The sequence below is a fragment of the Micromonospora sp. NPDC005172 genome, from assembly GCF_040608555.1.
Lineage (GTDB): Bacteria > Actinomycetota > Actinomycetes > Mycobacteriales > Micromonosporaceae > Micromonospora.
Genome location: NZ_JBEXIL010000021.1, coordinates 1 through 26,069 on the forward strand (window position 1 = coordinate 1; position 26,069 = coordinate 26,069).

Sequence of the window (26,069 nt, forward strand, 5' to 3'; positions counted from 1 at the left end):
GTGGTTTTCACCACTCCACACCCGGCCGCCGGGCGTGAGCCAGACCCCCCCCCCGCCCCCCGGCCGCCCCGGGGGCGCGGGGGGGGGCCCCCCCGACGGCCCCACCTCCGGCGGAAGGTCCGTGCCGGGAGTCACCGACACCGAAATCGTCGTCGGCACCCACATGCCCCTCACCGGGCCGGCGTCGGCCGGCTACTCGAAGATCGCGCCGGCGACGAAGGCGTACTTCGACTACGTCAACGCCAACGGCGGCGTGCACGGTCGGAAGATCACCTACAAGATCATGGACGACGGCTACAACCCGGCCAACACCCAGCAGGTCGTCCGCCAGCTCGTGTTGCAGGACAAGGTGTTCGCCGTCCTCAACGGCCTCGGTACGCCGACGCACAGCGGAGTGCTCGACTTCCTCAAGAGCAACCGGGTGCCGGACCTCTTCGTCGCCTCCGGCAGTCGGAGCTGGGACCAGCCCGAGACGTATCCCGGCACGTTCGGCTTCAACCCGGACTACACCGTCGAGGGCAAGATCCTCGCCAACTACGCTAAGGCGAACCTGGCCGGCCAGAAGGTCTGCTTCCTCGGTCAGGACGACGACTTCGGCCGCGACAGCCTGGCTGGCGTGGAGAAGGTGCTCGGGGCCGGCGCGGTGACGGTCAAGCAGACGTACGTCACCAGCAACACCAACGTCGCGCCGCAGATCGGCGCGTTCAAGGCGGCCGGCTGCCAGGTCGTCGTGCTGGCGACGGTGCCCGGCTTCACCGCGCTCTCCATCGGCACCGCCGCACGGCTGGGCTTCAAGCCCCAGTGGCTCGTGTCCAACGTCGGCGCCGACCAGCCGACCCTGGCCAAGCAGCTCGGCGCCGCCGCGCCGCTGTTGGAGGGCATGGTCGGTACCAACTACCTGCCGATGCAGAACGACACCGCGAACCCGTGGATCCAGCTCTTCACGAAGATCAACAAAACCCACAACGGTGACGCGCCGTTCGACGGGAACACCGTCTACGGCATGTCGGTCGGCTACCTCTTCGTGCAGGTGCTGCTCGCCGCCGGTAAGGACGTCACCCGCGAGAAGGTGATCGACGCGGTCCAGAAGGGTGGCTTCCAAGGTCCCGGCCTCGCGCCGCTGCGTTTCTCCGCCGACGACCACTCCGGCTACGGCGGGCAGCGGTTGAGCCGGGTCAGCGGGGGAGTCCAGAGCTACTTCGGGCCGACGTACGAGACCGACGAGAGGGACGGGCCGGTCAAGGAGTACACCGCCGCGCCGGTAGCGCCGCCGGCGAACGGGGTGCCGACCGCCTCCTGACGCGCGCCACGTTGTCGTACGACCCGGGGGTGACCACGCCCGGGTCGTACGACCGCGCGCGTCCGTGCGCGCCGTCCTGTGGCGTTGACCGACGCCGATGAATACTCTTACTATTTGCACCGTGAATGCAATCCGGCCGGCCCGGATGATGCCGCCCACGCGTACTCGGTACCACCCTGTCACCGTCTGTCTAGACTCCTCGCAGAGTTGGGTGGCACCGTGACGATGAAGGGGCGGGGGCGGATGAACAGGGTCGAGGCGCCGGGGCGGGTCGACGGGCGGACCGCCCGCGCCGAGCGCACGAGGGTGGCCATCGTCGAGGCGCACCTGGCGCTCATCGCCGAGGGTGACCTGCGGCCGACCGGGGAACGCATCGCCGAACGGGCCGGCATCTCCCTGCGGACGCTCTGGACCAACTTCAAGGACATGGAGACGCTCTTCGAGGCCAGTGGTGCGGAGGTGCTGCGGCAGCAGGACGCCGCATACCGGCCGATCTCGACCACGTTGCCGCTGGCCAAGCGCGTCGACGCGTACTGCCGGCAGCGGGCCCGGCTGCTCCAGCTCATCGCGCCGTCGGCGCGGGCGGCGCAGATGCGCGAGCCGGTCTCCGACCAGCTGCACCGCAACCGCCTCAAGCACATCGACCGGGTCCGTGACGAGGTCGAGCAGCTTTTCGCCACCGAGCTGGCGCGTGCCGGGTCCGGGCGCGGGCAGTTGGTCAACGCGGTGGTGGCGGCGAGCATGTGGCCGGCCTGGTCGATGCTGCGCTACGGCCTCGGTCTGGGCGTGGACGCGGCCCGCGGGGTGATGAGCCGTACGGTGGGCGCGCTGTTGGCCGAGGTGGCGGCCGACTGATCCCGGCCTGTCCTCTTTCCATCCGCTTATCGATGAGTGACACTGTGACGCATGGTTACTGCATCACAAGTGCAATTAACTGTGCTGCGCGGCCGGGATGACCAGTGCGGGGCCGTCCGGAGTCTGCTGGACGGCGTGACCGACGGCGGCGGAGCCCTGCTGCTGCACGGTGAGCCGGGCTCGGGCCGGACCGCCCTGGTCTCCTACGCCCACCGGTACGCCGCGAAGGACTGCACGATCCTGGCCGGGGCCGGACTGCCCGAGGAGGCGATGCTGCCGTACGCCGGCCTGCAACGCCTGCTCGATCCGGTGCGCGACCGCGCGGCCGCCCTCCCCGAGCCCCGACGGCACCTGCTGTTCCGGGCGTTGGACGGGGAGGGCTGCCCGCCCGAGCGCCGGCTGGCCCTGTCGGTGGCCGTCCTCGGGCTGCTCGCCGCGGCCGCCCGGGAGCGCCCGCTGCTCGTCACGATGGACGACGTCGACCGGGGTGACCCGCAGACCATGCAGGTGCTCGCGGTCGTGGCCCGCCGACTGCGGTGCCTGCCGGTCGCCGTCCTGCTCACCGCGGACGCCACCGCCACCGTCGACGGTCTCGTGACGTACCGGCTGTCGCCGCTGGACGAGCGGGACAGCGTCGCCGTCCTCACCGATCGACTGCCCGAGCGGCCGGCCGTGCCGGTCGGCGCCATGCTCGCCGCCGTCGGCGGCGGCAACCCGCAGGCCCTCGTGGACCTCGCCGGCGTCCTCACCCCTGGGCAGTGGCGTGGCGAGGAGCCGCTGCCGGCCGCGCCCCCGGCGGACGGCGCGCTGGGACGCGCCTACCGGACCCGCCTCGACCGGCTGCCGGCGGACACCCGCCGGATGCTGCTGCTCGCCGCGCTCGACGAGTCGGACGACGCGGCGACCCTGGTCCGTGCGGCCGGCGCCGCCGGGATGGCCATCGAGGCGCTCGCCCCGGCCGAGGCGGCCGGGCTGGTCCGCGTCGAGCCGGGAGCCGTCACGTTCACGCAGCCACTGGCCCGCGCGATGGTCGCGGCCGGCGCGCCGCTCGCGCAGCGGCGAGCCGCGCACCGGTTGCTCGCGGGCGTGCTCGATCCGCACGGTCAGCGGTTACGCCGGGCGATGCACCTCGCCGACGCCACCGCGGGTGCCGATCCGGCCCTCGCAGAGGAGTTGGAACGGGCGGCGGCCGGCGGGCGCACCGGCTGGGCCGTGGCATCGGCGGCGCTGTGCCGGGCCGCCGCGCTCAGCGACCGTCCCCTCGACGCGGCCGCCCGCCTGCTCGCCGCGGCCCGTTACGCGTGGGCCGCCGGGCAACCCGGCCAGGCCCGCCTGCTGCTCGACCGGCTCCGGGCGACCTGCGCGGACCCGGTCGTCGACGGCCACGCCGGGCTGCTGCGCGGCGAGGTCGACCTGCGCTGCGACGACGCCACCGGCGCGGCAGCCACCCTGGTGACCGCCGCGCGAACGGTGGCCGGAGTCGACCGCGCCCGCGCCCTGGAGGGTCTGGCGCGCGCCGGTGAGGCGGTGTGCTTCGCCGGCGACCAGTACCGGTACGCGGAGGTCGGCCGGCGCGCCGCGGAGCTTCGGCAGCGCAACGATCCGCCGGTGGTGGAGCTGACCGGCTGCCTGGTCACCGGGGTGGCGGCCACGCTGCGCGGCGACCACGAACGGGCCGGGCCCGCGCTGCGCCGGGCCGTCGTCCTGGGTGGCCGGCTGACCGGGCCGGAACTGACCACCACCGCGCTCACCTGTGCGGCGGCGGCCGGGCTGGTGGTCGCCGTGGACGGCGCCGCGCACCGGTTGGCCGAGCGCGCCGTCGGGTTGGCGCGGGAGCGCGGCGAGCTGTCGATGCTCTCCCGGGCGTTGGAGCTGCGGGCGGTCGCCGAGTACTGGCTGGGACGGCACGAGGCGGCGGCGGAGACGTCCCGCGACGGGCTGCGGGTCGCGCGCGCCACCGGGCAGTTCAACTGCGCGAACGTCCACCTGGGCATGCTCGCCGTGCTCGCGGCCGTGCGCGCCGACCGCGAGAACTGCCTTCGGCGAATCCGGGAGATCGGTACGACGCCGACGCCGGGCAGCCGACCGCACGCGCTCGCCGGCTGGGCGCTGGCCGTCCTGGACCTCGTCGACGGCCGGCACGCCGAGGCGGCGAACCGACTCGCGTCGCTGGCCCGCCTCGGCACCGGCCGAGGCCAGGTGCTCGTCCAGGTGATGGCCACCCCGTACCTGGTGGAGGCCGCCGCCCACCTGCCGCACCGCCCGGCGGCGACCGCCGCGCTCGCGGCCTTCGACAGGTGGGCGAGCAGCACCGCGAGCCCGCTGCGCCGGGCTCTGTCGGCCCGGTGTCACGCGCTGCTGGCGCCCCGGGGCGGCGTCGAGGCGGAGCGGGAGTTCCGGACGGCGCTGCGGCTGCACCCGACGGAGGCCGGGGCGTTCGAGCGGGCCCGCACCGAGCTGCTCTTCGGTCAGGAGCTGCGGCGCAGCCGGCGACCGCGGGACGCCCGGGAGCATCTGCATCGTGCCCGGGAGGCCTTCACCCTGCTCGGGGTCGGTCGTTGGGCCGAGCTGGCCACGGCCGAGCTGCGCGCGGCCGGGGAGTCGGTCGGGCCGCCTGATCTCCCCGCGGCGCGGCTGTTGACCGGTCAGCAACTGCGGATCGCCCGACTGGTCGCCGAGGGCGCCACCAACCGGGAGATCGCCGCCCGGATGTTCCTGTCCACCCGCACGGTCGACCATCACCTGCGCAACGTCTTCCACCGGCTGGGCATCCGCTCCCGTACCGAGCTGGTCCGCGCGTTCGCCACCGAACCGCACGCCGGTCTGGCCTCCGACCGCTGAGCGCCGCCGTCCGCTCTGGACGGCGTAAACTATCACCGCTAGTTTGTGGGTCAGGCACCCTCCAGCGCTAAGGACACCCGCATGCGAGTCTTCACCTCCGTCGACGAACTGGCCGCCGCGGTCGGCGAGACCCTCGGCCCCGGTCCCTGGCAGCGGATCGACCAGGATCGCGTGAACCTGTTCGCCGACGCGACCGACGACCACCAGTGGATCCACGTCGACCCGGAACGCGCGGCGGCAGGTCCCTTCGGTGCCCCGATCGCGCACGGCTTCCTCACCCTGTCGCTGGTGCCGGCGCTGGCCGGCCAGCTCTACCGCGTCGAGGGGATCGCGATGGGGGTCAACTACGGGCTCAACCGGGTGCGCTTCCCCGCGCCGCTGCGGGTCGGCGCCGCCGTCCGGGCCAGCGCGGTCATCGCCGAGGTGTCGCCCGTCAGCGGCGGGGTGCAGATGGTCACGGCGGTGACGGTGCACAGTGACGGCGGCGACAAGCCCGTCTGCGTCGCCGAGACGGTGAGCCGCCTCTACCGCGCGGCGACCCGCTGAGCGGACCACACGCTGGGCTGGCGTCGGTCATCCGCATCGGCTGCCCGCCGTGTCGATGTGCTGTTGAGCGTGATGCCTCAGAGGCATCAAGATGACTCTGAGGCATCACGCCGACGACCACATCCGCCCCCAACGGTCGTGGCTGGCGTCTGGTGGGCCATCTCCTTTCGCAGACGATGAGCCGAGGACCCTTGCTCCGCGCATCGAAGCGTGCCGGGCCAGGCAGATGGGCGGTACCTTCGACATGGCGGTGCTCGCGGTAGAGGCCGGTGGTGCCGCCATTCCCGTCCGCTACCGGGAGCACCGCCATGACGGCCCACGTCGACCCACGCTTCGGCGCTACCCTTCGGCAACTTCGTGAGCAGGCCGGCCTGTCCCTGCGGGCGCTCGCTCAGCTCACCCACCGCGGCAAGAGCCATCTCCACGAACTGGAGAACGGCAGCAAAGCGGCCACCTTTGAGACCGCCCGCCACCTCGACCAGACGCTCAACGCAGGCGGCAGACTCGCCCGCCTGGTCGCCGCTCCCGTCGACCACGAAGCCGAAGCGGACGACCTGCTTCAACGGGCGTCGGCCAGCGACGGCAGCGCCGAAACTCTCGCCCGCATCGAGCAGGGTGTTGACGAACTCGCCATCCGGTACCCGACCACCGCCCCGGCCGACCTGCTGCCGCTGGTGCGCCGGCATCTGGGCCACGTCACCCGCCTGCACCTTACGCCCACGCGTCTCGTCGCGGCATCGGCTCATCAGCAGATCCGGACGTCGCTGGGTTGACCCACATGACTGGCCCGAAGGTCAGCCCGTCCGACTCGAGTCGCGTTCGAAGCCATCCGTAACTGCGGGGGCGGCGAGAAGAACTCTCGCCGCCCCCGCTTTCGGTGTCCGGGGCGCGTGTGTCAGGCGACCGCGCAGGCGGTGCCGTTGAGCGTGAAGGCGGTCGGCTTGCCGGCGTTGCCGGTGTGGGTGGCCTGGAAGCCGATGTCCACCGACGTGTTCGGGGCGATGGTGCCGTTGTAGGAGACGTTGCTGGCGGTTACCGCGCCGCTGGTCGGGGAGTAGCTGGCGTTCCAGCCGCCGGTGATGGTCTGGCCGCTCGGCAGCGTGAACGCCAGCGCCCACCCGTTTATCGCGCCGCTACTCGTGTTGGTCACCGAGACGGACGCGGTGAGACCGTTGTTCCAGGCGTTGACCGTGTACGTGACCCGGCAGTCCCCGGACGGCGGCGGCGTGGTGGGCGGCGGGGTGGTGGGCGGGGGAGTCGTCGGGGGCGGGGTGGTCGGTGGGGGAGTGGTGGTGGGCGGTGTGTCCCCGCCGATGCTGCCGGGGACCGCGCGTAGGGCGTCGTACCAGGCGACGGCCATCTTGCGGTAACCCGTGGCGTTGGGATGGACTCCGTCGGCCAGGTCGCTGAGCGTCAGCGCGCGGTACATGTCGACCAGGTGGACGCGCTTGCCGGCCGCGGCTCTGGTCTGCACGATCCCCGGGATCGCCGCGTTGTAGCCCCGGACCACGTTGTCCGCGCCGGACTTCGGGATGATCGTCGCCACGAACACGTCCGCGTTCGGGGCGGTGTTGGTGATGCGGTCGACCAGGGTGGCCAGTCGGCCCGGCGCACCGGAGGTGTCGCCGTACATGTCGTTCGTGCCGATGTGCAGCAGCACGGTGCGCGGGTTGGTGGCGCGCAGCCAGTTCACGATGTTGGCGTCGATCTGCGCGATGGTCCAACCGGAGTGGCCCTCGTGGTCGTGGTCGCCGAGGCTGGACGGGCCGTTGAACATGGAGCCGACGAAGTCGATCCGGTAGCCGCCGGACGCGAACCGCTGCCAGAGTTCGATCCGGTAGCCACCCGCGACGTTGAAGCCGTCGGTGATCGAGTCGCCGAGGGGCATGACGCGTACCCCGCCGTTGGACTCGGCGCTCGCGGGCGCGGTCGCCACCGGCACGGCGGCTGTCATGGCCGCGACGGCGGCCAGCGCCGCCCACCACAGCCGGGCCCGTCGGGGCCTCCGGGTGGTCGCGGGCCTGGCGGGTGTCGGGGGGACGGGTTTACCAAGGGTCACAGTGCTCATGGGGCTTCCTCGGGTGATGGTGCGACGACCAGGAACCCGGACGTCGGGATGTGCCCTTCACCCCGCCCGGACGCACCATAGCTTGTTATCGCTAACACCGGCAATGCATCGATCGCCGACCATGGGTGGGCTCAGCTCGCGAGCGTCGCGGCGAGCCAGCGCAGTTGCCGCCGGACGTGCAGCGCCTCTCCGCTCTCGTGACCGTTGAACGGGTACACGTGCATCTCCCGCCGCGGGGCTTCGGGCCGGCCGGTCGCGGCGCCGTACTGGTTGTAGGCGGCGAAGCCGGTGCTCGGCGGGCAGACGGTGTCGCGCAGGCCGATGCCGAAGTGTGCCGGCGCGGTGGCCCGCCGGGCGAAGGTCACCCCGTCGACGTAGGACAGCGTGCGTCGGACCGCGGCCTCGGCCTCCCGGTTCACCGCCAGGTACCGGGCGATCTCGCCGTACGGCGAGGCGTCGCTGAGCGCGATGGCGTGCTGGACGTCGCAGAGGAACGGCGCGGTGATCAGCACCGCCGCGAGATCGTCGACCAGGCCGGCGACGGCCAGGGCCACGCCCCCGCCCTGGCTGTTGCCGAGCAGGGCGACCCGTCCCGCGTCGACTCCGGGCAGGGCGCGTACCGCCGCGACGGCCCGGACGGCGTCCGTGATCAGCCGTCGGTAGTGGTAGTCGTGCGGGTCGAGGATGCCCCAGGTCGCCGGCCAGGGTCCGCCGGGCGCGCCGTGCGGGTCGGCGGTGTCCCCGGCGGCGTACAGCCCGGACTGGCCCCGGTTGTCCATCAACAGGTGCGCGTATCCGGCCACCGGCCAGACCAGCCGCTCGTGGGGGAGGCCACGGCCACGCCCGTAGCCGGCGTACTCCACCACGGTGGGCAGCGGTTCGGGTACGCCCGCAGGGCGGGTGAACCAGGCCCGTACCTCGTCGCCGTCGAAGCCCGCGAACGTGACGTCCCAGGTGTCGAGGACGCGCAGGTCGGTGGGTTCGGGGCGGACGTCGACGAGCACCGGACGGGCGGCTGCCTCGACGAGGGTGTCACCCCAGAACCGGTCGAAGTCCTCCGGTTCGACGATGGTGGGCGCGTATCGCTCGAGCTCGTCGAGGCGGACAGCGGAGTCGGGCACGGTTCCTCGCAGGGTCAGCGTGGCGGGGCGGGGGGTGCGGTGCTCTCCCGGACGACCAACTCGGTCACCAGGTCGATCCGGCTGGTCGCCGGCTCGGTGCCGGCGGACAGGTCGAGCAGCATCTGGGTGGCGATGCCGGCCATGTCGCGCAGCGGCTGGTTGATCGTCGTGAGGGCCGGATCGGTCCAGGTGGCCAGCGGCAGGTTGTCGTACCCGATCACCGAGAGGTCCTCGGGAACGCGCAGGCCGCACCGCCGGGCGGCCCGGAGCACCCCCATCGCCTGGATGTCCGACCCGGCGAAGATCGCCGTCGGCCGGTCCGGTCGTTGCAGCAGCTGCAACCCGTGGGCGTGCCCGGTGCCGGCGGAGAAACTCCCGTAGCGGATCAGCTCGCGGTCGAGGGTCAACCCGGCTTCGTCGTGCGCGGACTGGAAACCGGCGGCCCGGGCCCGGCTGCACAGCATGTCGGGTGGCCCGGAGATGACCGCGATGCGCTGGTGCCCCAGCTCGATCAGGTGTCGAGCGGCGAGCAGGCCGCCGTTGAAGTTGTTCGAACCGACCGTGGGCACGGAGGCCGAGGTCGCGCTGTCCGTGTCGATCACGACGAACGGCACGCTCTGACGCCGCAGGAGCTGCTGCTGTGCGTCGGTGAGGTGGCAGAGGACGAACAGCACGCCCAGCGGACGTTGCCCGAGCAGGGTGTCGAGCCACCGTGGCGGCGGACGGTGTGCGCCGCCGAGCTGCGACACGGCGAGGCCGACGCCTACGAGGCTCGTCACCGCCTCCACGCCGCGCAGGACCTCCATCGCCCACCCGGTGTCGAACTCGTGGAAGACGAGGTCGATCCGACGCGCGCCGGACGACGATCGCCGGTTGCGGCGCTGGTACTGGTGGCGGTCGAGACTCGCCTCGACCCGGGCTCTGGTGCCGGGGGAGACGTCCTCGCGTCCGTTGAGGACCTTGGAGACCGTCGCGACCGAAACGCCGACGTCGTGGGCGATCGTCGCGATGGTGGTGGTGGAGCCGGGTGGGCCGAGCGGGTGGGGCTCTGTCATCGCAGCCTCATACAGCATCCGAAATTTTCGGGAGACCCTAGCACGATCGGTTGACGATGGTCGTCGATGCAGGTAAGCGGGCTGGGAGGCGTCTCAGGACCCATCGAAACTCTTGACACGCTCTGGCGGCGGACTTAGGTTGCCGAAAAGGTTGCTCTGGTTTCCGGAAAGTTTCGGATTGTGGAACCGCGCGCCACGAACCGGTCCCACGACGGCGCCGATAGTGGCCGGAGCTAAGGGGTCTCGGCATGACAAGTCAGCTGCCCGCCGACGGTGAACCGGCGTCCGGGGACGCCACACCGTGGCGCAACACCCGGCTGTCGCCGGCCGAGCGGGCCGAGGCGCTGCTCGCGCGGATGTCCGTCGAGGAGAAGATCGCCCAGCTCTTCGGGGTCTGGGTCGGCGCCGAGGCATCGGGCGAGGGCGTCGCGCCGCATCAGTCCGACATGATCGACGGCAACCCGCCGTGGGACACGATCATCCGGTACGGGCTGGGTCAACTCACCCGCCCGTTCGGCACCGCGCCGGTCGATCCGGTGCTCGGCGCCCGCTCGCTGGCCGCGTCCCAGGAGCAGATCGTGGCCGTCAGCCGGTTCGGCATCCCGGCCCAGGTGCACGAGGAGTGTCTGACCGGGTTCGCCGCCTGGAAGGCCACCGTCTACCCGACCCCGCTGGCCTGGGGCGCCTCGTTCGACCCCGAACTGGTGGAGGAGATGGCCGGGCGGATCGGGGCGTCGATGCGCGCCGCGGGCGTACACCAGGGCCTCGCGCCCGTCCTCGACGTCACCCGCGACTACCGGTGGGGCCGCACCGAGGAGACCATCGGCGAGGATCCGTACCTGGTGGGAACGACCGGCGCGGCGTACGTACGGGGCCTGGAGAACACCGGTCTGGTGGCCACCCTCAAGCACTTCGCCGGTTACTCGGCCTCCCGGGGCGGACGGAACCTCGCCCCGGTGTCGATGGGCCGCCGCGAGCTGGCCGATCACATCCTGCCGCCGTTCGAGATGGCCCTGCGTCTCGGCGGCGCCCGGTCGGTGATGAACTCCTACGCCGAGATCGACGGCATGCCCGCCGCCGCCGACGAGCACCTGCTGACCGGGCTGCTGCGCGACGAGTGGGGCTTCACCGGCATCGTGGTCGCCGACTACTTCGCCGTGCGGTTCCTGGAGACCCTGCACGGCGTCGCCGAGGGTGCCGTCGACGCCGCCCACCTCGCGTTGCGCGCCGGCATCGACGTGGAACTGCCCACCGTGGACGCCTTCGGCGAGGCGCTGGTGGAGGCGGTCCACGCCGGCGCGGTCGACGAGGCGCTTATCGACCGGGCGGCCCGACGGGTGCTGGTCCAGAAGGTCGAACTCGGGCTGCTCGACGAGGACTGGCGGGCCCTGCCCGACGACGCCGCGGGCCTGCGCCTCGACGACGAGGTCAGCCGGGACGTCGCCGTACGCCTGGCCCGGGAGTCCATCGTGCTGCTGCGCAACACGGGCGCGCTGCCGCTGCCCGTCGCGACCCGGGTCGCCCTGGTGGGTCCGCTCGCCGACGACCCGATGGCCATGCTCGGCTGCTACACCTTCCCCAACCACGTCGGCGTCCACCACCCCGAGCACGGCCTGGGAGTGGAGATCCCGACGCTGCGCGACGAGCTGGCCCGGCGTGTTCCACTGCTCACCCACGAGCCGGGCTGCGCCGTCACCGGCGAGGACGCCTCAGGCATCCCGGCCGCGGTGGCCGCGGCGGCCGGCGCGGACGTGTGCGTGCTCGCCGTCGGGGACCGCGCGGGAATGTTCGGCCGGGGCACCTCCGGCGAGGGCTGCGACGCCGCGGACCTGCGGCTGCCCGGAGTGCAGGCCGACCTCGTCCGGGCTGTCCTCGCCACCGGCACCCCGGTCGTGCTGGTGCTGATGACCGGCCGACCGTACGCGCTCGGGCCGGAGTTCGACACGGCGGCGGCCGTCGTGCAGGCGTTCTTCCCCGGTCAACTCGGCGGGCAGGCGCTCGCGGAGGTGCTCACCGGCGCGGTCAACCCGTCCGGGCGACTGCCGGTCAGCGTGCCCCGCCACGCCGGCGGGTTGCCGGGCACGTACCTGTCGCCGCCGCTCGGGCGACGCAACAAGGTGTCCTCGATCGACCCGACCCCGGCGTACCCGTTCGGCCACGGCCTGAGCTACACCACGTTCGAGTGGTCCGACGCCACCGTCGTGACGCCGGTGGACGCGGATCGGGACGAGGCGACCCCCTGGCCGGTGGACGGCGAGGTCCGGGTGCGGATCACCGTCCACAACAGCGGTGACCGGGCCGGCACCGAGGTGGTGCAGCTCTACCTGCACGACCCCGTCGCGCAGACCACCCGCCCGGTGAACCGGCTGGTCGGCTTCGCCCGGGTGCCCCTCGAGGCTGGAGCGCGGACACAGGTGACGTTCGGCGTACCGGCCGACGTCACGTCGTTCACCGGCCGGACCGGCCAGCGTGTGGTCGAACCCGGCGCGGTCGAGCTGCGGTTCGGACGGTCGAGCGGGGAGCTGACCGACGCGCTGCGGCTGCGGCTCACCGGGGCCGAACGCCAGGTCGGGCACCAGCGGGAACTGCTCACGTCGGTGCGGATCGAGCCGCTCGTGGCCGTTCCGCACTCCGCATAGGAGGCGAGGATGACATCCGAGACATTACGGCCACCGCCGCCGGCGCCACCCGACGCCGCGGTGGAGGCCACCGATCCCGGTCCACGCGCGCCCCGTCGGCGTCGCACCTGGCGACAGTCGCTGCGCCGGGACTGGCAGCTCTACTCGCTCGCCATCCTGCCGCTGCTGTTCTTCCTGGTCTTCCGGTATCTCCCGATGATCGGCAACGTCATCGCGTTCCGCCGGTTCAAGCCCGGCGGGAGCATCTTCGGTGAGTACTGGGTCGGGCTGCGGTACTTCCGGATGTTCCTCAGCGACCCGACGTTCTGGGACGTCTTCACCAACACCCTGGTGCTCGGGGCGCTGACCCTGCTGTTCTGCTTCCCGTTGCCGATCGTGCTCGCGCTGCTGCTCAACGAGGTGCGCGCCCGGCGGCTGCGGCGGTTCGTGCAGTCCGTGTCCTACCTGCCGCACTTCCTGTCGATCGTGATCGTCGCGGCGATGGTCATGCAGTTGACCTCAGTCGACGGCACCGTCAACCAGATCGTGCAGGCCGCCGGCGGCGAGGCGGTGCCGTTCCTGCAACGCGCCGAATGGTTCCGGACGATCTACGTGTCGTCCGAGGTCTGGCAGACGGTCGGCTGGGGCACCATCCTCTACCTCGCCGCGCTCACCACCGTCGACGACGACCTGTACGAGGCGGCGCGGATCGACGGCGCCAACCGGTGGCGGCAGACCTGGCACGTCACGCTCCCGGGCATCCGGCCCACCATGGTGACATTGCTGATCCTCAACATCGGCACGTTCATGGCGGTCGGGTTCGAGAAGATCCTGCTGCTCTACAACCCGCTGACCTACCCGACCGCCGACGTGCTCTCCACGTACCTGTTCCGGATGGGCTTCGGGTCCAGCAACTTCAGCTACGCCGCCGCCATCGGACTGTTCGAGGCGGTCATCGGGCTCACGCTGGTCCTGACGGCGAACCTGATCGCTCGGCGCACGGTGGGGACGAGCCTGTGGTGACCATCGACGCCACCGACACCCTCCGCGCGAGCGACCCACCCGTCCGCGCTCGGCCACGCGGTATCCAGCAGGGCCGGGGCTATCGCGTGTTCCAGGTGTGCAACGCGATCGTGCTCACCATCGTGGTGGCGGCGACCCTGTTCCCGTTCGTCAACGTCCTGGCCCGCTCCCTCAGCGACGAGGGCTACATCATCGCCGGCCAGGTCAACCTCGTGCCGCGCGGGTTCAACCTGGACACCTACCGGCTCGTGCTGAACGACTCGCTGTTCTGGACCAACTACCGCAACACCGTCTTCTACACCGTGGTCGCCACGACCATCTCGATCGTGCTGACCACCTGCTACGCCTACGTGCTGTCCAAGAAGCACCTCCGGGGACGTACGGCTCTGATCGGCATCTCCGTCTTCACCATGTTCTTCACCGGCGGTCTGATTCCCAACTACGTGCTGGTCACCAGTCTGGGCCTGAAGAACAGCGTCTGGGCCATCGCGGTGCCCAACGCGATCAACGTGTTCAACCTCCTGGTGATGAAGGCGTTCTTCGAGTCCCTGCCCACCGACCTGGAAGAGGCTGCCGCCGTCGACGGCCTCAACACGTACGGCATCCTGCTGCGCATCGTGCTGCCACTGTCGAAGGCGATCGTCGCCACGATGGTGCTGTTCTACGCCGTGGCCTTCTGGAACTCCTGGTTCGCCGCCTTCCTCTACATGGACAAGCAGGAGCTGTGGCCGGTGACCGTCTATCTGCGCAACCTGATCGCCGGGGCCACCGGCGCGGAGAACGTCGGCGCGATCGCCGAGGCCGACGAGGTGCAGGCCGAGGCGACCCTCAAGTCCGTGACGATCGTGCTCACGACCCTGCCGATCCTCCTGGTCTACCCGTTCGTCCAGCGGTACTTCGTCCGCGGCGTGATGCTCGGCGCCGTGAAGGGCTAGCCAGCACGTCCACCTGTTCCTCCACCGAACCACCGAACCCGAAAGGACCGCCATGCTCCACCGATCGTGGCGCCGCGTCGCGACAGCGGTAGCCGTGCTGCTCACGGCGACCAGCATCGCCGCCTGCAGTGATGATCCGTCCGACGCCAAGGACCTGTCGGAGAACCGGGCCGGCGCGATGTCCGACTACGGCATCGGCAAGCAGTTCAAGGCGAGCGAGCCGGTCTCCTTCTCCCTCCTGTACAACAACCACCCGAACTACCCGCTGCGCGAGGACTGGCTGTTCTGGTCGGAGCTGAAGTCGCGGGCCAACGTCACCCTCACGCCGGTCGCCGTGCCGCTGAGCGACTACGAGCAGAAGCGCAGCCTGCTGATCGGCGCCGGCGACGCCCCGATGATCATCCCGAAGACGTACCCGGGGCAGGAGGACGCGTACGTGTCCTCGGGGGCGATCCTGCCGGTCAGCGACTACCTGGACCTCATGCCGAACCTGCAGGACAAGATCTCCCGGTGGAATCTGAAGCCCGAGATCGACGGGCGGCGGCAGGAGGACGGCAAGTTCTACGTGCTGCCCGGCCTGCACGAGAAGCCCTGGCAGGACTACTCGGTGGCGATCCGCACCGACATCCTCGACGAGTTGAAGCTGAGCACGCCGAAGACCTGGGACGAGCTGTACACGGTGCTCAAGGCGATGAAGGCCAAGTACCCGGACGTGTACCCGTTCTCGGACCGGTGGAGCAAGCCCAACCCGGCCGGCAACCTGCTCAACATCCTGGCCGTGTCGTACGGCCTGCAGGGTGCGGGCTGGAACTTCCAGCACACGAGCTGGGACGCCAACGCCAAGAAGTTCGTCTACACCGGCGCGAGCGACCCGTACAAGCAGATGCTCCAGTACCTCAACAAGCTGGTGAAGGAGAAGCTGCTCGACCCGGAGAGCTTCACCCAGACCGACGACCAGGCCCGGCAGAAGCTCGCCAACAGCAAGTCCTTCGTGATCAGCGCCAACGCCCAGGCCGTGGTGAACGACTACCGGCCGGACCTGGCCAAGACCAACCCCAAGGCCAGGATCGCCAAGATTCCGCTGCCGGTGGGGCCGGCCGGTGAGGTCAACCCGGCCAACCGGCTGGAGAACGGCGTGATGATCTCCGCGAAGGCCCGCGAGAGCAAGAACTTCGTGGCGATGATGCAGTTCATCGACTGGCTCTGGTACTCCGACGCCGGCCAGGAGTTCGCCAAGTGGGGCGTCGAGGGGAAGACGTTCGTCCGGGACGCCGCCGGCAAGCCCAAGCTGGCGCCGGACGTCAACGTCATCGGGCTCAACCCCAAGGCCCCCAAGCACCTGCAGAAGGACTTCGGCTTCTACAACGGGGTCTTCGCGTACGGCGGCAAGCCGGAGTTGGTGCAGGGCTTCTTCGCCCCGGAGGAGCAGGAGTTCCAGAAGGTCATGAACGCCCGCACGCCGGTCGTCGTGCCCCCGCCGCATCCGTTGACCGACGAGGAGCGGGAGCAGGCGTCCCTGTGGGAGACGCCGCTGAAGGACGCCGTCTACCAGGCGACTCTCCAGTTCGCGCTGGGCCAGCGGGACCTCGCCCAGTGGGACGCCTACGTGGCCGAGCTGAAGGGCAAGAACATGGACGCCTACCTGACCATGGTGAACAAGGCGTACGACCGCTACCAGAAGGACCACCGCTGAGGTGTCGGCCGGTCCGGTGACGCGCCCCGGACCGGCCGACCACGGCAATCCGCGCGGGAATCGCCTGCCGACCGGGAGGAGTAGGACAGTGAACGACACGGCGCCTACCCGGCGGCAGCTCGGCGACGGACCCCTGTCCCGGTTCGCGTCCCGCGTCTACATCCTGCTCGTGGTCGAGGTGCTGCTCCTCCTCACCACGCTGCCCGGCCTGCTCCCGCTGCTGCTGCTCGACCGCGACCCCAGCAACCTGCCGCTGGTCGCGCTGTTGCTGACACCGGTCGGGCCGGCTGTCTCCGCCGCCCTGTACGCCCTGCGCCACCAGCGGCCCGACCTGACGGACCTGCGACCCGCCGCGCTGTTCTGGCGGGGCTACCGCGGCAACGTCGGTGGCGCGCTGCGGGTCTGGACACCGGCGCTGGCGTGGCTGACGGTGCTCGCGCTCAACCTCGCCTACCGCGACGCGGTCGGCCTGCCCACCTGGTGGGTGGTCCCGCTGGTCCTGGTCGCGGTCGGGGTGGCTCTCTGCGCGGCCAACGCGCTGGTGATCACCTCGCTGTTCCAGTTCCGCACCCGTGACGTCCTACGCCTGGCCGTGCACTTCCTCGTCCGTACCCCCGGGGTCTCCGTCGGCAACGCCCTGCTGCTCGGCGCGGCGGCCGGGATCACCGCGGTCTTCTCCGAGGGGGTCCTGGCGCTCCTCGCCTCGGTCGTGGTCCTGGGGGTCCTGCGCGTCGCCGACCCGATGGTCGACCTGATCCGGAAGGAGTTCACCGCATGAGCCGCTCCACGACCGCCGAGGTGATCGTCACGCGGAGGGACGCGTGAACGCGGACTTGGAGGAGACGGTGTTCGTGGCGGAGCCGCCCGACGTCGAGGACCCGCGCGTCCACCCCGCGTGGCTGCCGCCGGAGGCCTTCCGGGCCCTCGGCGCGCGGCGCGTCCTCGTGCACGGCGACGGGCTGCTCGTCGACACCGTCCTCGACGAGGTGACGCGCGCCTGCACGCGCTACGGCGGTCGGGTGTGGCATTCCCCCTCCTGGGACGTCGACGTCGACCTGGTGCTCACCCTTCGCGGGGCGCCCGAGCTGCCCAGTTCCGCGGTCGAGGCGGCCCGTACGGCGGGGGAGGCGGCGCTCGCCGACATGGGCGACGGCGAGACGCTCGGCGACGAGGGGTTCCTGCTGGCCCGCAGCGGCGAGACGACGGTGGTGCTGGCCGACGCGCCCGCCGGCCTCCTGTACGGGCTGTTCCACGTCGTACGGCTCTGCGCGGCAGCCTTCGACCCGGCCCGTCCACCCGAGCTGCACCGACCCGCGCTGCGCCGACGCATGCTGAACCACTGGGACAACGTGGCCGTGCATCCGGTGATGGGCCAGGTCGAGCGGGGGTACGCCGGTGGCTCGATCTTCTGGGCCGGCGGTCGTCCGCGCGGGGACCTGACCCGCATTCGGGAGTACGGACGGCTGTTGGCGGCCAGCGGGATCAACGCGATCTCGGTGAACAACGTCAACGTGGGTCGCGCCGAGGCGCTGTTGCTGACCGACCGACTCGGCGACGTGGCCCAGATCGCGGACGTGCTGCGCCCGTACGGCATCCGGGTGCACCTGTCGGTCACCTTCGCCGCGCCGATGGTCCTCGGCGCGCTGCCGACCGCCGACCCGTTCGACGAGGAGGTGCGCGCCTGGTGGGCGGCCACCACCCGACGGGTGTACGAGCGCATCGACGACTTCGGCGGCTACCTGGTGAAGGCCGACTCGGAGGGGCAGCCCGGCCCGTTCACCTACGGACGCGACCACGCCGACGGGGCGAACCTGCTCGCCGAGGCCCTCGCCCCGTACGGGGGAGTGGTGCACTGGCGGGCGTTCGTCTACAACCACCACCAGGACTGGCGGGACCGGTCCACCGACCGGGCGCGGGCCGCGTACGACCACTTCGCCCCCCTCGACGGGCGGTTCCGTACCAACGTCGTGCTCCAGGTGAAGTTCGGCCCGGTGGACTTCCAGACGCGGGAACCGGTCTCGCCGGTGCTCGCCGCCATGCCGGCCACCCGGGTCGCGGTCGAGGTGCAGGTCACCCAGGAGTACACGGGTCAGCAGCGGCACGTCTGCCACCTCGGGCCGTGCTGGGGCGAGGTGCTGAGCTTCGCTCCCTGGAGCCCCGACGGGCGCACGATCGCCGACGTGGTCACCGGCGAGGCGGGCAAGGGCGGAGGCCTGGTCGCGGTCGCCAACACCGGTGACGACCTCTTCTGGACCGGGCATCCGCTGGCGCAGGCCAACCTGTACACGGTCGGCCGGCTCGCCTGGAACCCCCGGCTCGACCCGACGGCGATCCTCGACGAGTGGATGACGTTGACGTTCCCACCGTCGGCGACCGCCGATCCGGAGCTGGTCCGGCGGACGCTGCACGAGATCATGGACGACTCGTGGCACACCTACGAGCGGTACACCGCCCCGCTGGGTGTCGGCTTCATGGTCCACCCCGGCGACCACTACGGCCCCGACGTCGACGGGTACGAGTACTCGCGCTGGGGCACCTACCACTTCGCCGACCGCGACGGCGTGGGCGTGGACCGCACTCGCGCCTCGGGCACCGGCTTCGCCGGCCAGTACCCGCCGTACTGGGCCGAGGTGTACGAGTCGACGCGGACCTGCCCGGACGAGCTGCTGCTGTTCTTCCACCACGTGCCGTACACGCACGTCCTGCACAGTGGATCGACGGTCATCCAGCACATCTATGACACCCACTTCGCCGGCGTCGAGGAGGTGGCCGTGATGCGGCGTCGGTGGCAGACGCTGAACGGGATGATCGACCCGGCCATGTACGAGCGGGTGGCCGAGCGCCTCGACGAGCAGGTGCGCAGCGCCACCGAGTGGCGGGATCAGATCAACACGTACTTCTTCCGCAAGTCCGGGGTGCCCGACGCGCGGGGACGACGCATCTACTGAGCCAGCGGTTCACCAGGGGTGCACGGTCCCGTCCTCCAGCCGGTTGACCGGCAGGTACGCGGGCGCGTACGGGAAGCGGGCCGCCGCCTCCTCGTCGATGTCGACGCCCAGCCCGGGCGCCTCGGCGGGGTGCAGGTAGCCGTCGGCGAAGTGGTAGCCGTGTGGAAACACCTCGTCGGTCTGCGCGGTGTGCCGCATGTATTCCTGGAGGCCGAAGTTGGGGATCGAGATGTCGAGTTGCAGCGCGGCGGCCATGCAGATGGGGGAGAGGTCGGTGGCGCCGTGTGAGCCGCTGCGGACGTGGTGCAGCGCCGCGAGGTCGAAGATGCGCCGCAGGTGGGTGATCCCGCCGGCGTGCACCACGGTGGCCCGGATGTAGTCGATGAGCTGCTCGCGGATGAGCTGTGCCGCGTCGAAGACGGTGTTGAAGACCTCGCCCACGGCGATCGGCGTGGTGGTGTGCTGCCGGATCAGCCGGAAACCCTCCTGGAGGTCGGCGGGGACCGGGTCCTCCATCCAGGTCAGGGCGTACGGCTCCAGACTCCGGCCGAGCCGGGCCGCCTCGATGGGCGTGAGCCGGTGGTGCACGTCGTGCAGCAGCCGCAGGGTGGGGCCGAACTCGTCGCGGACCCGCGCGAAGACGCTTGGCACGTGCGACAGGTAGCGCTGCGTCGACCAGGTGGCCTCGCTCGGCAGAGCGGCGTCGGCCGGCTCGTAGAAGAGCTTGTCGGCGCTGACCCCGTACGTCTGGGGCAGACCCGGCACACCGCACTGCACCCGGACCGCCCGGTAGCCGAGGTCGACGTAGCGGGCGACCTCGACCAGCACCTCCTCGACGGTCTCGCCGTTGGCGTGGCCGTACACCGTGACGCCCTCGCGGGACCGGCCGCCGAGCAGTTGGTAGACCGGCAGGCCCGCCACCTTGCCCTTGATGTCCCACAGGGCGGTGTCCACCGCGGCGATCGCGCTCATCGTGACCGGACCGCGCCGCCAGTATGCGCCCTGGTAGAGGTACTGCCAGGTGTCCTCGATCCGCGCCGGGTCACGGCCGATCAGCAGCGGCGCCACGTGGTCGCGCAGGTAGGACGCGACGGCCAGCTCCCGCCCGTTCAGGGTGGCGTCACCGACGCCGGTGACGCCCTCGTCGGTGACGATCTTGAGGGTGACGAAGTTGCGGCCCGGACAGGTCACGATGACTCGGGCGTCGACGATCTTCACTCGATCTCCTTCGTGCCCGCGGGAGTCGGGTGAGGACGCTCGCAGGGGGGTGCACGCGAGGACGGTCTGCTTATCGGGAACGTGCCGATAATATCCCGGCGTCGGCCGGTGGCGCAGGGTCCCGCCGGCCCCGGAACCGGTGCTGGTGACCGCGTAATGCCTTACGCCGAAAGGTTTCCGGAAGCCTTGACAATCGAGTGTGCTCGATTGAAGCTGACATCGGTCACGCGAGCCGCGGTCACGGTCGGGCGAAGGGCAGTCCTCGACTAACCCCCTTCCATGCGCCATGTCCCCGAGGGATCGCGAACCATGACACTGAAGACAAGGCTGCTCGGCGTCCTCACGGCCGTCGCGACAGTCGCCGCGGCCGCGCTGGCGTTCGCCACCCCCGCGTCGGCCGCGACGCTCACGCAGGTGACCGGCTTCGGCAACAACCCCACCAACCTCCAGATGCACCTGTACGTCCCGGACCGGGTGGCGTCGCGCCCGGGGATCCTGCTCGCCCTGCACTACTGCACCGGCACCGGCCCCGCCTTCTACTCCGGCACGCAGTACGCGTCCCTCGCCGACCGGTACGGCTTCATCGTCATCTACCCGTCGGCGACCCGCAGCAGCAAGTGCTGGGACGTGGCCTCGCCGCAGGCGCTGCGCCGGGGCGGGGGCAGCGACCCGGTCGGGCTCGTCTCGATGATCGACTACGTCAAGCAGCGGTACTCCGCCGACCCGGACCGCGTCTTCGCCACCGGCACCTCGTCGGGCGCGATGATGACAAACGTCATGCTCGGTGACTACCCGGACGTGTTCGCGGCGGGCGCGTCCTTCGCCGGCGTGCCGTTCGCCTGCTTCGCCACCGGGGGCACCTCGGAGTGGAACAGCCAGTGCGCGAACGGGCAGCTCATCAAGACGGCCCAGCAGTGGGGCGACCTGGTCCGCGGGGCGTACCCCGGTTACAGCGGCCGCCGACCGCGGATGCAGATCTGGCACGGCACGAGCGACGACACCCTGCGCTACCCGAACTTCGGCGAGCAGGTCAAGCAGTGGACCAACGTGCATGGTCTGAGCCAGACCCCGACGTACACCGACTCTCCGCAGTCGGGATACACCCGCACCCGGTACGGCAGCAGCGGCCCGATGGCCCCGGTCGAGGCGATCAGCATGCAGGGCGTCACGCACAACATCCCCGTCGACGCCGCCCAGGTGATCCGCTTCTTCGGCCTCGACGGCACCGCCCCGCCCACGACGCCTCCGCCGACGACGCCGCCTCCCACGACGCCGCCGCCGACCACGCCGCCTCCGACGACGCCTCCTCCGACCACGCCGCCGCCGACGACACCGCCGCCGACCACGCCGCCTCCCACCACGACGCCACCGCCCAGCGCGGGCGCCTGCCGGGTCACCTACACGGTCAACGCCTGGAACAACGGGCTCACCGCGAGCGTGAGCATCACCAACACCGGCACCACCGCGGTGAACGGGTGGGCGCTGACGTTCACCCTGCCCAGCGGCCAGAGCATCACCGGTGGCTGGAACGCCGCCTACTCGCCGACGAGCGGTGCGGTGATCGCCCGCAACGTCTCCTACAACGGCACCATCGCACCGAACACCTCGGTCGACATCGGCTTCCAGGCCACCCACACCGGCGACGCCGGCAAGCCCACGTCGTTCGCCCTCAACGGTGCCGCCTGCTCGGTCTCCTGACCCCACCGCACCCCATCCGCAAGGAGTCACACGAATGGGAATTACGAGATGGAGGGCGGCGTCGAGAGCCGCCATCGCGCTGGCCGGGGCAGGCGCGCTCGCCGCCGGCATGGCGCTGGTCCTGACGGCGCCCGCCGCCGCCGGGACCACGCTCGGCGCGTCCGCCGCCGAGAAGGGCCGCTACTTCGGTACGGCCGTTGCCGGGTTCAAGCTCTCGGACAGCGCGTACACCACGATCCTGAACCGTGAGTTCAACATGGTGACGGCCGAGAACGAGATGAAGATCGACGCCACCGAACCGCAGCAGAACCGGTTCAGCTACGGCTCGGCCGAGCAGATCGTCAACCACGCCCGCAGTCGTGGCATGCAGGTACGCGGTCACACGCTGGCCTGGCACGCCCAGCAGCCGAGCTGGATGCAGGGCATGAGCGGAAGCGCCCTGCGGCAGGCGATCCTGAACCACGTGACGCAGGTGGCCACGCACTTCCGTGGGCAGGTCTACTCCTGGGACGTGGTGAACGAGGCCTTCGCCGACGGCAACTCCGGCGGTCGGCGCGACTCGAACCTCCAGCGCACGGGCAACGACTGGATCGAGGCCGCGTTCCGTGCCGCACGGGCTGCGGACCCGGGCGCGAAGCTCTGCTACAACGACTACAACATCGACAACTGGACGTGGGCCAAGACGCAGGGCGTCTACAACATGGTCCGCGACTTCAAGTCCCGTGGCGTGCCGATCGACTGCGTCGGCTTCCAGTCGCACTTCAACAGCGACTCCCCGTACGTCAGCAACTACCGCACCACACTGTCGAGCTTCGCGGCGCTGGGTGTGGACGTGCAGATCACCGAGCTGGACATCGAGAGCGCCCCGGCGAACACGTACCGGAGCGTGGTCGAGGACTGCCTCGCGGTGGCCCGCTGCAACGGCATCACCGTGTGGGGCATCCGGGACAGCGACTCGTGGCGGTCCTACCAGTCGCCGCTGCTGTTCACCAACAGCGGCCAGAAGAAGCCCGCGTACGACGCCGTGCTCGCCGCGCTGAACAGCGGCACCACCCCGACGACGCCGCCGCCCACCACCCCGCCGCCGACGACCCCGCCGCCCAGCGACCCGCCGCCCACGACTCCACCGCCTACGACTCCGCCGCCCACCACTCCGCCGCCCGGACAGGGTGATTGCTCCGCCTCCGTGACGGTGAACCAGTGGAACGGCGGCTTCGTGGCGAACGTACGGGTGACCGCCGGCTCGTCGGCCCTCAACGGCTGGACCGTGACGATCGACCTGCCGTCCGGCGCGACCGTCACCAACGCCTGGAGCGCCACCAACAGCGGTAGCACCGGCACGACGACCTGGACGAACGTGTCCTACAACGGCCAGGTCGGCGCCGGCCAGTCCACCGAGTTCGGCTTCCAGGGCACCGGCACCGCCGGCACCCTCAGCCCAACCTGCGCGCCAAGCTAACCCCCAACCCCAACCCCACCCCAACCCCAACCCCAACCCCACCCCCCGGAGGTCCCCCGCGCCAAGCGCGTTGATCATGAAGTTATTGCCACGACACGCCGACGAGGGCGGCAATAACTTCATGATCAACCGGGGTGGAGGGCCGGGGTGGAGGGCCGGGGTGGGGGCGGGGGGAGGGGCGCCCGGGGGCGGGGCGGGGGTTAGCCGTCTATTCGGGTTATGTTACGGATCTTGTTGGAGGCGTCCAACGCGGCGACCTTGTACGCCTCGGCCAGGGTCGGATAGTTGAACACCGCGTCGATCAGGTAGTCGATAGTGCCGCCGCAGCCCATCACCGCCTGACCGATGTGGACGATCTCGGTGGCGGCGGTGCCGAACACGTGCACCCCGAGCAGCCGGCCGTCCTCGGGGGAGACGAGGAGTTTCAGCATCCCGTACGAGTCGCCGACGATCTGACCGCGCGCCAACTCCCGGTAGCGGGCGATGCCCACCTCGAACGGCGTGGACGCCTCGGTCAGCTCGGCCTCGGTCTGGCCGACGAAACTGATCTCCGGGATCGTGTAGATGCCGATGGGTTGCAGGCCGAGCATCCCCCGGATCGGTTCGCCGCAGGCGTGCTGCGCGGCCAGCCGGCCCTGCTCCATCGAGGTGGACGCCAGCGCCGGGAAGCCGATCACGTCGCCGACTGCGTAGATGTTGTCGACAGGGGTGCGGTAGTTGGCGTCGACGGTGATGCGGCCGCGTCGGTCTGCCGTGAGGCCGGCCGCCTCCAGGGCCAGGTCGTCGGTCTGGCCCTGTCGGCCGGCCGAGTACATGACGGTGTCCGCGACGATCTTCTTGCCGCTCTTGAGGATGCACAGCGCCGCCGTCTGGTGCTTCTCCACAGCGGCGACCTCCTCACCGAAGCGGAACGCCACCGACAGGTCGCGCAGGTGGTATTTGAGTGACTCGACGACCTCGTCGTCGCAGAAGTCGAGCATCCGCTCGCGGCGCTCGACGACTGTCACCTTGGTGCCGAGGGCGGCGAACATCGACGCGTACTCCATGCCGATCACGCCGGCGCCGACCACGACCATGCTGCGGGGTACGGCCTGGAGGTTGATGACGCCGTCGGAGTCCACGATGGTCCGCTCGTCGAAGTCGACGCTGTCCGGGCGGGCCGGGCGGGTGCCGGCCGCGATGATGGCCTTGTCGAACGTCACCTTGGAGTCGCGCCCCGAGCCGGCATCGACCCAGATGGAGTGGGCGTCCGCGAAACGCCCGGTACCGGTGATCATCGCGACGCGGTTGCGGGCGAGCTGGTTGCGGATGACGTCGGTCTGCCGGGTGATGACGTGCTGGGTGCGGGCGGCCAGGTCGCTGACCGTGATCTCCTCCTTGACGCGGTAGCTGCTGCCGTACAGGTCGCGCTGGCTCAGGCCGGTCAGATAGAGCACAGCCTCGCGCAACGTCTTGGACGGGACGGTGCCGGTGTTGATGCACACCCCACCGAGCATGTCGCGGCGGTCCACGATGGCAACCCGCCTGCCGAGCTTGGCGGCGGCGATCGCGGCCTTCTGACCGCTGGGTCCGGAGCCCAGCACCAACAGGTCGTAGTCATACACGATCGTTAGCGTCGCAAGATGTCGCCGCCGACACCAGACCCCGGATGCGAGCGTTACTCGTCTGCCGCCACGCAGACGCCGCCGTTCAACGTGATCTCCTCCGGCAGTTGCGTGCCGCTGGCGATGACGCCCAGCGACACGGTGCCGCCGGGCCTGATCAGCGCGTTGTGGCTGGTGTTGCGGACCCGCAGGTAGCTGTTGTCGGGCCGGTCGACGACCTGCGCGCCCCAGAGGGCCCGCACCTGCTGGCTGGCCCAGAACCGCCAGGTCATCGTCCAACCGTTCACCGCCGTCGTGCCGGTGTTCTCGACGGCGAGGTACGCCACGAAGCCGTCCGACCACTGTCGGACGACGGTGCGGACGGCGCAGCTCGGCGGGGGCGGCAGGGTGGTCACGGTGACCGGCGGGGACAGCGGCGACCAGTTGCCCGCCTCGTCGCGGGCGCGGACCACGAAGGTGTACGTGGTGTTCGGCGTCAACCCGCTGACCTGGGTCATGGCGGGCCTCGGCGGGAACTGGTACAACTCCCTGACCAGGGTCAGCTGACCACCGGCGTCGACCCGGTACACCTCGTACCGGTCGAGCACGACGTTCTCGGTCGACGGGGCCCAGCGCAGCCACACCAGGGTCGCGGCGACGTCGTACGCGACCGGCTGGCCCGGCGCGCTCGGCGGCTGGGTGTCACCCGGTGGCATCGTCACCCGCAGCATCGGGCTCGACGGTGAGCGGTTTCCCGCCGCGTCCAGCCCAGCCACGCCGAAGGTGTAGGTGCGCGACGGCCCGAGGTCGGTGATGCGGATGCTGTTGGTGCCTGTCGACCACGTCCGGCCGTTGTCCTCGAACATCGCCGAGACCGCGTAGCCGACCACTCCCACATTGTCGGTAGACGCGGCCCACGTCAGCTCGACCGAGGTGGTGTCGATGGCGGTGACCGTGATCGGGCCGGGGGCGGTGGGTCGCTCGGTGTCGTCGGCGGCGTACGCCGGACTCGGGCCCAGCATGGCCGTTGCGGCCACCAGCGCGGCGACGACCAGGGTGACGGCCCGTGATCGGGGCCGCGTTCGGATTGGGTGCACGATGAATCCCT

Annotated in this window: 18 protein-coding genes and 1 pseudogene; 13 read left to right on the top strand and 6 right to left on the bottom strand. The window is 70.9% G+C overall.

Annotated elements, in window-relative coordinates:
* Positions 1 to 34: 34 nt before the first annotated feature.
* From ABZV06_RS16615 to ABZV06_RS16635, 5 genes and pseudogenes are all read left to right on the top strand, one after another.
* On the top strand, positions 35 to 1,300 hold the full coding sequence (locus tag ABZV06_RS16615; RefSeq protein ID WP_355622219.1) for an ABC transporter substrate-binding protein: 1,266 nt from the start codon (positions 35 to 37) through the stop codon (positions 1,298 to 1,300).
* 243 nt (positions 1,301 to 1,543) lie between these two features.
* A complete protein-coding gene (locus ABZV06_RS16620) occupies positions 1,544 to 2,155 on the top strand; it encodes a TetR/AcrR family transcriptional regulator (protein WP_355243529.1) in 612 nt (203 codons plus the stop codon).
* Positions 2,156 to 2,206: 51 nt separating this feature from the next.
* Positions 2,207 to 4,996 (top strand): AAA family ATPase, encoded by a 2,790-nt coding sequence (locus tag ABZV06_RS16625; RefSeq protein ID WP_355622222.1) that lies wholly within the window; start codon positions 2,207 to 2,209, stop codon positions 4,994 to 4,996.
* Between the two features lie 81 nt (positions 4,997 to 5,077).
* Positions 5,078 to 5,542 carry a MaoC family dehydratase gene (locus ABZV06_RS16630; RefSeq protein ID WP_355243524.1) on the top strand — a complete coding sequence of 155 codons (465 nt, stop codon included), beginning with the start codon at positions 5,078 to 5,080 and terminating at the stop codon, positions 5,540 to 5,542.
* Between the two features lie 308 nt (positions 5,543 to 5,850).
* Positions 5,851 to 6,249 (top strand): annotated as a pseudogene (locus ABZV06_RS16635) (helix-turn-helix domain-containing protein); the annotation flags it as partial.
* A 188-nt stretch (positions 6,250 to 6,437) separates the two neighbouring features.
* Here the strand turns inward: ABZV06_RS16635 and ABZV06_RS16640 are convergent.
* The 3 genes from ABZV06_RS16640 to ABZV06_RS16650 all read right to left on the bottom strand — a co-directional run bounded on the left by ABZV06_RS16640 (position 6,438) and on the right by ABZV06_RS16650 (position 9,786).
* Complete coding sequence (locus tag ABZV06_RS16640; protein WP_355622380.1) at positions 6,438 to 7,496, bottom strand: cellulose binding domain-containing protein; 1,059 nt, start codon at positions 7,494 to 7,496, stop codon at positions 6,438 to 6,440.
* A gap of 245 nt (positions 7,497 to 7,741) precedes the next feature.
* Complete coding sequence (locus ABZV06_RS16645) at positions 7,742 to 8,731, bottom strand: acetylxylan esterase (RefSeq protein ID WP_355243521.1); 990 nt, start codon at positions 8,729 to 8,731, stop codon at positions 7,742 to 7,744.
* 14 nt (positions 8,732 to 8,745) lie between these two features.
* Positions 8,746 to 9,786 carry a LacI family DNA-binding transcriptional regulator gene (locus ABZV06_RS16650; RefSeq protein ID WP_355622225.1) on the bottom strand — a complete coding sequence of 347 codons (1,041 nt, stop codon included), beginning with the start codon at positions 9,784 to 9,786 and terminating at the stop codon, positions 8,746 to 8,748.
* Between the two features lie 248 nt (positions 9,787 to 10,034).
* Here ABZV06_RS16650 and ABZV06_RS16655 point away from each other — a divergent pair, with 248 nt between their 5' ends.
* The 6 genes from ABZV06_RS16655 (at position 10,035) to ABZV06_RS16680 (ending at position 19,003) form a co-directional block, all read left to right on the top strand.
* Positions 10,035 to 12,425 carry a glycoside hydrolase family 3 N-terminal domain-containing protein gene (locus tag ABZV06_RS16655; protein ID WP_355622228.1) on the top strand — a complete coding sequence of 797 codons (2,391 nt, stop codon included), beginning with the start codon at positions 10,035 to 10,037 and terminating at the stop codon, positions 12,423 to 12,425.
* Between the two features lie 9 nt (positions 12,426 to 12,434).
* On the top strand, positions 12,435 to 13,427 hold the full coding sequence (locus ABZV06_RS16660; RefSeq protein WP_355622231.1) for an ABC transporter permease subunit: 993 nt from the start codon (positions 12,435 to 12,437) through the stop codon (positions 13,425 to 13,427).
* A complete protein-coding gene (locus tag ABZV06_RS16665) occupies positions 13,424 to 14,362 on the top strand; it encodes a carbohydrate ABC transporter permease (RefSeq protein WP_355622234.1) in 939 nt (312 codons plus the stop codon). Before ABZV06_RS16660 ends, ABZV06_RS16665 begins: the two co-directional genes overlap by 4 nt.
* Before the next feature lie 52 nt (positions 14,363 to 14,414).
* On the top strand, positions 14,415 to 16,055 hold the full coding sequence (locus ABZV06_RS16670; protein WP_355243506.1) for an extracellular solute-binding protein: 1,641 nt from the start codon (positions 14,415 to 14,417) through the stop codon (positions 16,053 to 16,055).
* A gap of 88 nt (positions 16,056 to 16,143) precedes the next feature.
* Positions 16,144 to 16,833, top strand: a complete 690-nt coding sequence (locus tag ABZV06_RS16675) for a hypothetical protein (protein WP_355243503.1) — start codon at positions 16,144 to 16,146, stop codon at positions 16,831 to 16,833.
* A 43-nt stretch (positions 16,834 to 16,876) separates the two neighbouring features.
* The gene (locus ABZV06_RS16680) at positions 16,877 to 19,003 is read left to right on the top strand and encodes an alpha-glucuronidase (RefSeq protein ID WP_355622237.1); all 2,127 of its coding nucleotides are present in this window, start codon (positions 16,877 to 16,879) and stop codon (positions 19,001 to 19,003) included.
* A gap of 9 nt (positions 19,004 to 19,012) precedes the next feature.
* On the opposite strand, the gene manD is transcribed toward ABZV06_RS16680, so the two are convergent.
* Positions 19,013 to 20,221, bottom strand: a complete 1,209-nt coding sequence (gene manD / locus ABZV06_RS16685) for a D-mannonate dehydratase ManD (protein WP_355243497.1) — start codon at positions 20,219 to 20,221, stop codon at positions 19,013 to 19,015.
* Between the two features lie 309 nt (positions 20,222 to 20,530).
* Between manD and ABZV06_RS16690 the strand changes: the two genes are divergently transcribed.
* A complete protein-coding gene (locus tag ABZV06_RS16690) occupies positions 20,531 to 21,919 on the top strand; it encodes a PHB depolymerase family esterase (protein ID WP_355622240.1) in 1,389 nt (462 codons plus the stop codon).
* 109 nt (positions 21,920 to 22,028) lie between these two features.
* Complete coding sequence (locus tag ABZV06_RS16695) at positions 22,029 to 23,378, top strand: endo-1,4-beta-xylanase (RefSeq protein WP_355622383.1); 1,350 nt, start codon at positions 22,029 to 22,031, stop codon at positions 23,376 to 23,378.
* Positions 23,379 to 23,578: 200 nt separating this feature from the next.
* Here the strand turns inward: ABZV06_RS16695 and sthA are convergent, their stop codons facing one another.
* Together sthA and ABZV06_RS16705 are read right to left on the bottom strand one after the other, a co-directional pair.
* Positions 23,579 to 24,982: a Si-specific NAD(P)(+) transhydrogenase gene (sthA, locus tag ABZV06_RS16700; protein ID WP_355243491.1), complete on the bottom strand. Its 1,404-nt coding sequence runs from the start codon at positions 24,980 to 24,982 to the stop codon at positions 23,579 to 23,581.
* Positions 24,983 to 25,035: 53 nt separating this feature from the next.
* Positions 25,036 to 26,058 (bottom strand): fibronectin type III domain-containing protein, encoded by a 1,023-nt coding sequence (locus tag ABZV06_RS16705; protein ID WP_355622243.1) that lies wholly within the window; start codon positions 26,056 to 26,058, stop codon positions 25,036 to 25,038.
* Positions 26,059 to 26,069: the final 11 nt, after the last annotated feature.

Excerpts from the sequence above, each read along its gene's own strand:
- ABZV06_RS16620 (WP_355243529.1), top strand. The coding sequence starts at position 1,544 with ATGAACAGGGTCGAGGCGCCGGGGCGGGTCGACGGGCGGACCGCCCGC.
- ABZV06_RS16625 (WP_355622222.1), top strand. The coding sequence starts at position 2,207 with ATGGTTACTGCATCACAAGTGCAATTAACTGTGCTGCGCGGCCGGGAT.
- ABZV06_RS16630 (WP_355243524.1), top strand. The coding sequence starts at position 5,078 with ATGCGAGTCTTCACCTCCGTCGACGAACTGGCCGCCGCGGTCGGCGAG.
- ABZV06_RS16640 (WP_355622380.1), bottom strand. The coding sequence starts at position 7,496 with ATGACAGCCGCCGTGCCGGTGGCGACCGCGCCCGCGAGCGCCGAGTCC.
- ABZV06_RS16650 (WP_355622225.1), bottom strand. The coding sequence starts at position 9,786 with ATGACAGAGCCCCACCCGCTCGGCCCACCCGGCTCCACCACCACCATC.
- ABZV06_RS16655 (WP_355622228.1), top strand. The coding sequence starts at position 10,035 with ATGACAAGTCAGCTGCCCGCCGACGGTGAACCGGCGTCCGGGGACGCC.
- ABZV06_RS16660 (WP_355622231.1), top strand. The coding sequence starts at position 12,435 with ATGACATCCGAGACATTACGGCCACCGCCGCCGGCGCCACCCGACGCC.
- ABZV06_RS16670 (WP_355243506.1), top strand. The coding sequence starts at position 14,415 with ATGCTCCACCGATCGTGGCGCCGCGTCGCGACAGCGGTAGCCGTGCTG.
- ABZV06_RS16690 (WP_355622240.1), top strand. The coding sequence starts at position 20,531 with ATGACACTGAAGACAAGGCTGCTCGGCGTCCTCACGGCCGTCGCGACA.
- ABZV06_RS16695 (WP_355622383.1), top strand. The coding sequence starts at position 22,029 with ATGGCGCTGGTCCTGACGGCGCCCGCCGCCGCCGGGACCACGCTCGGC.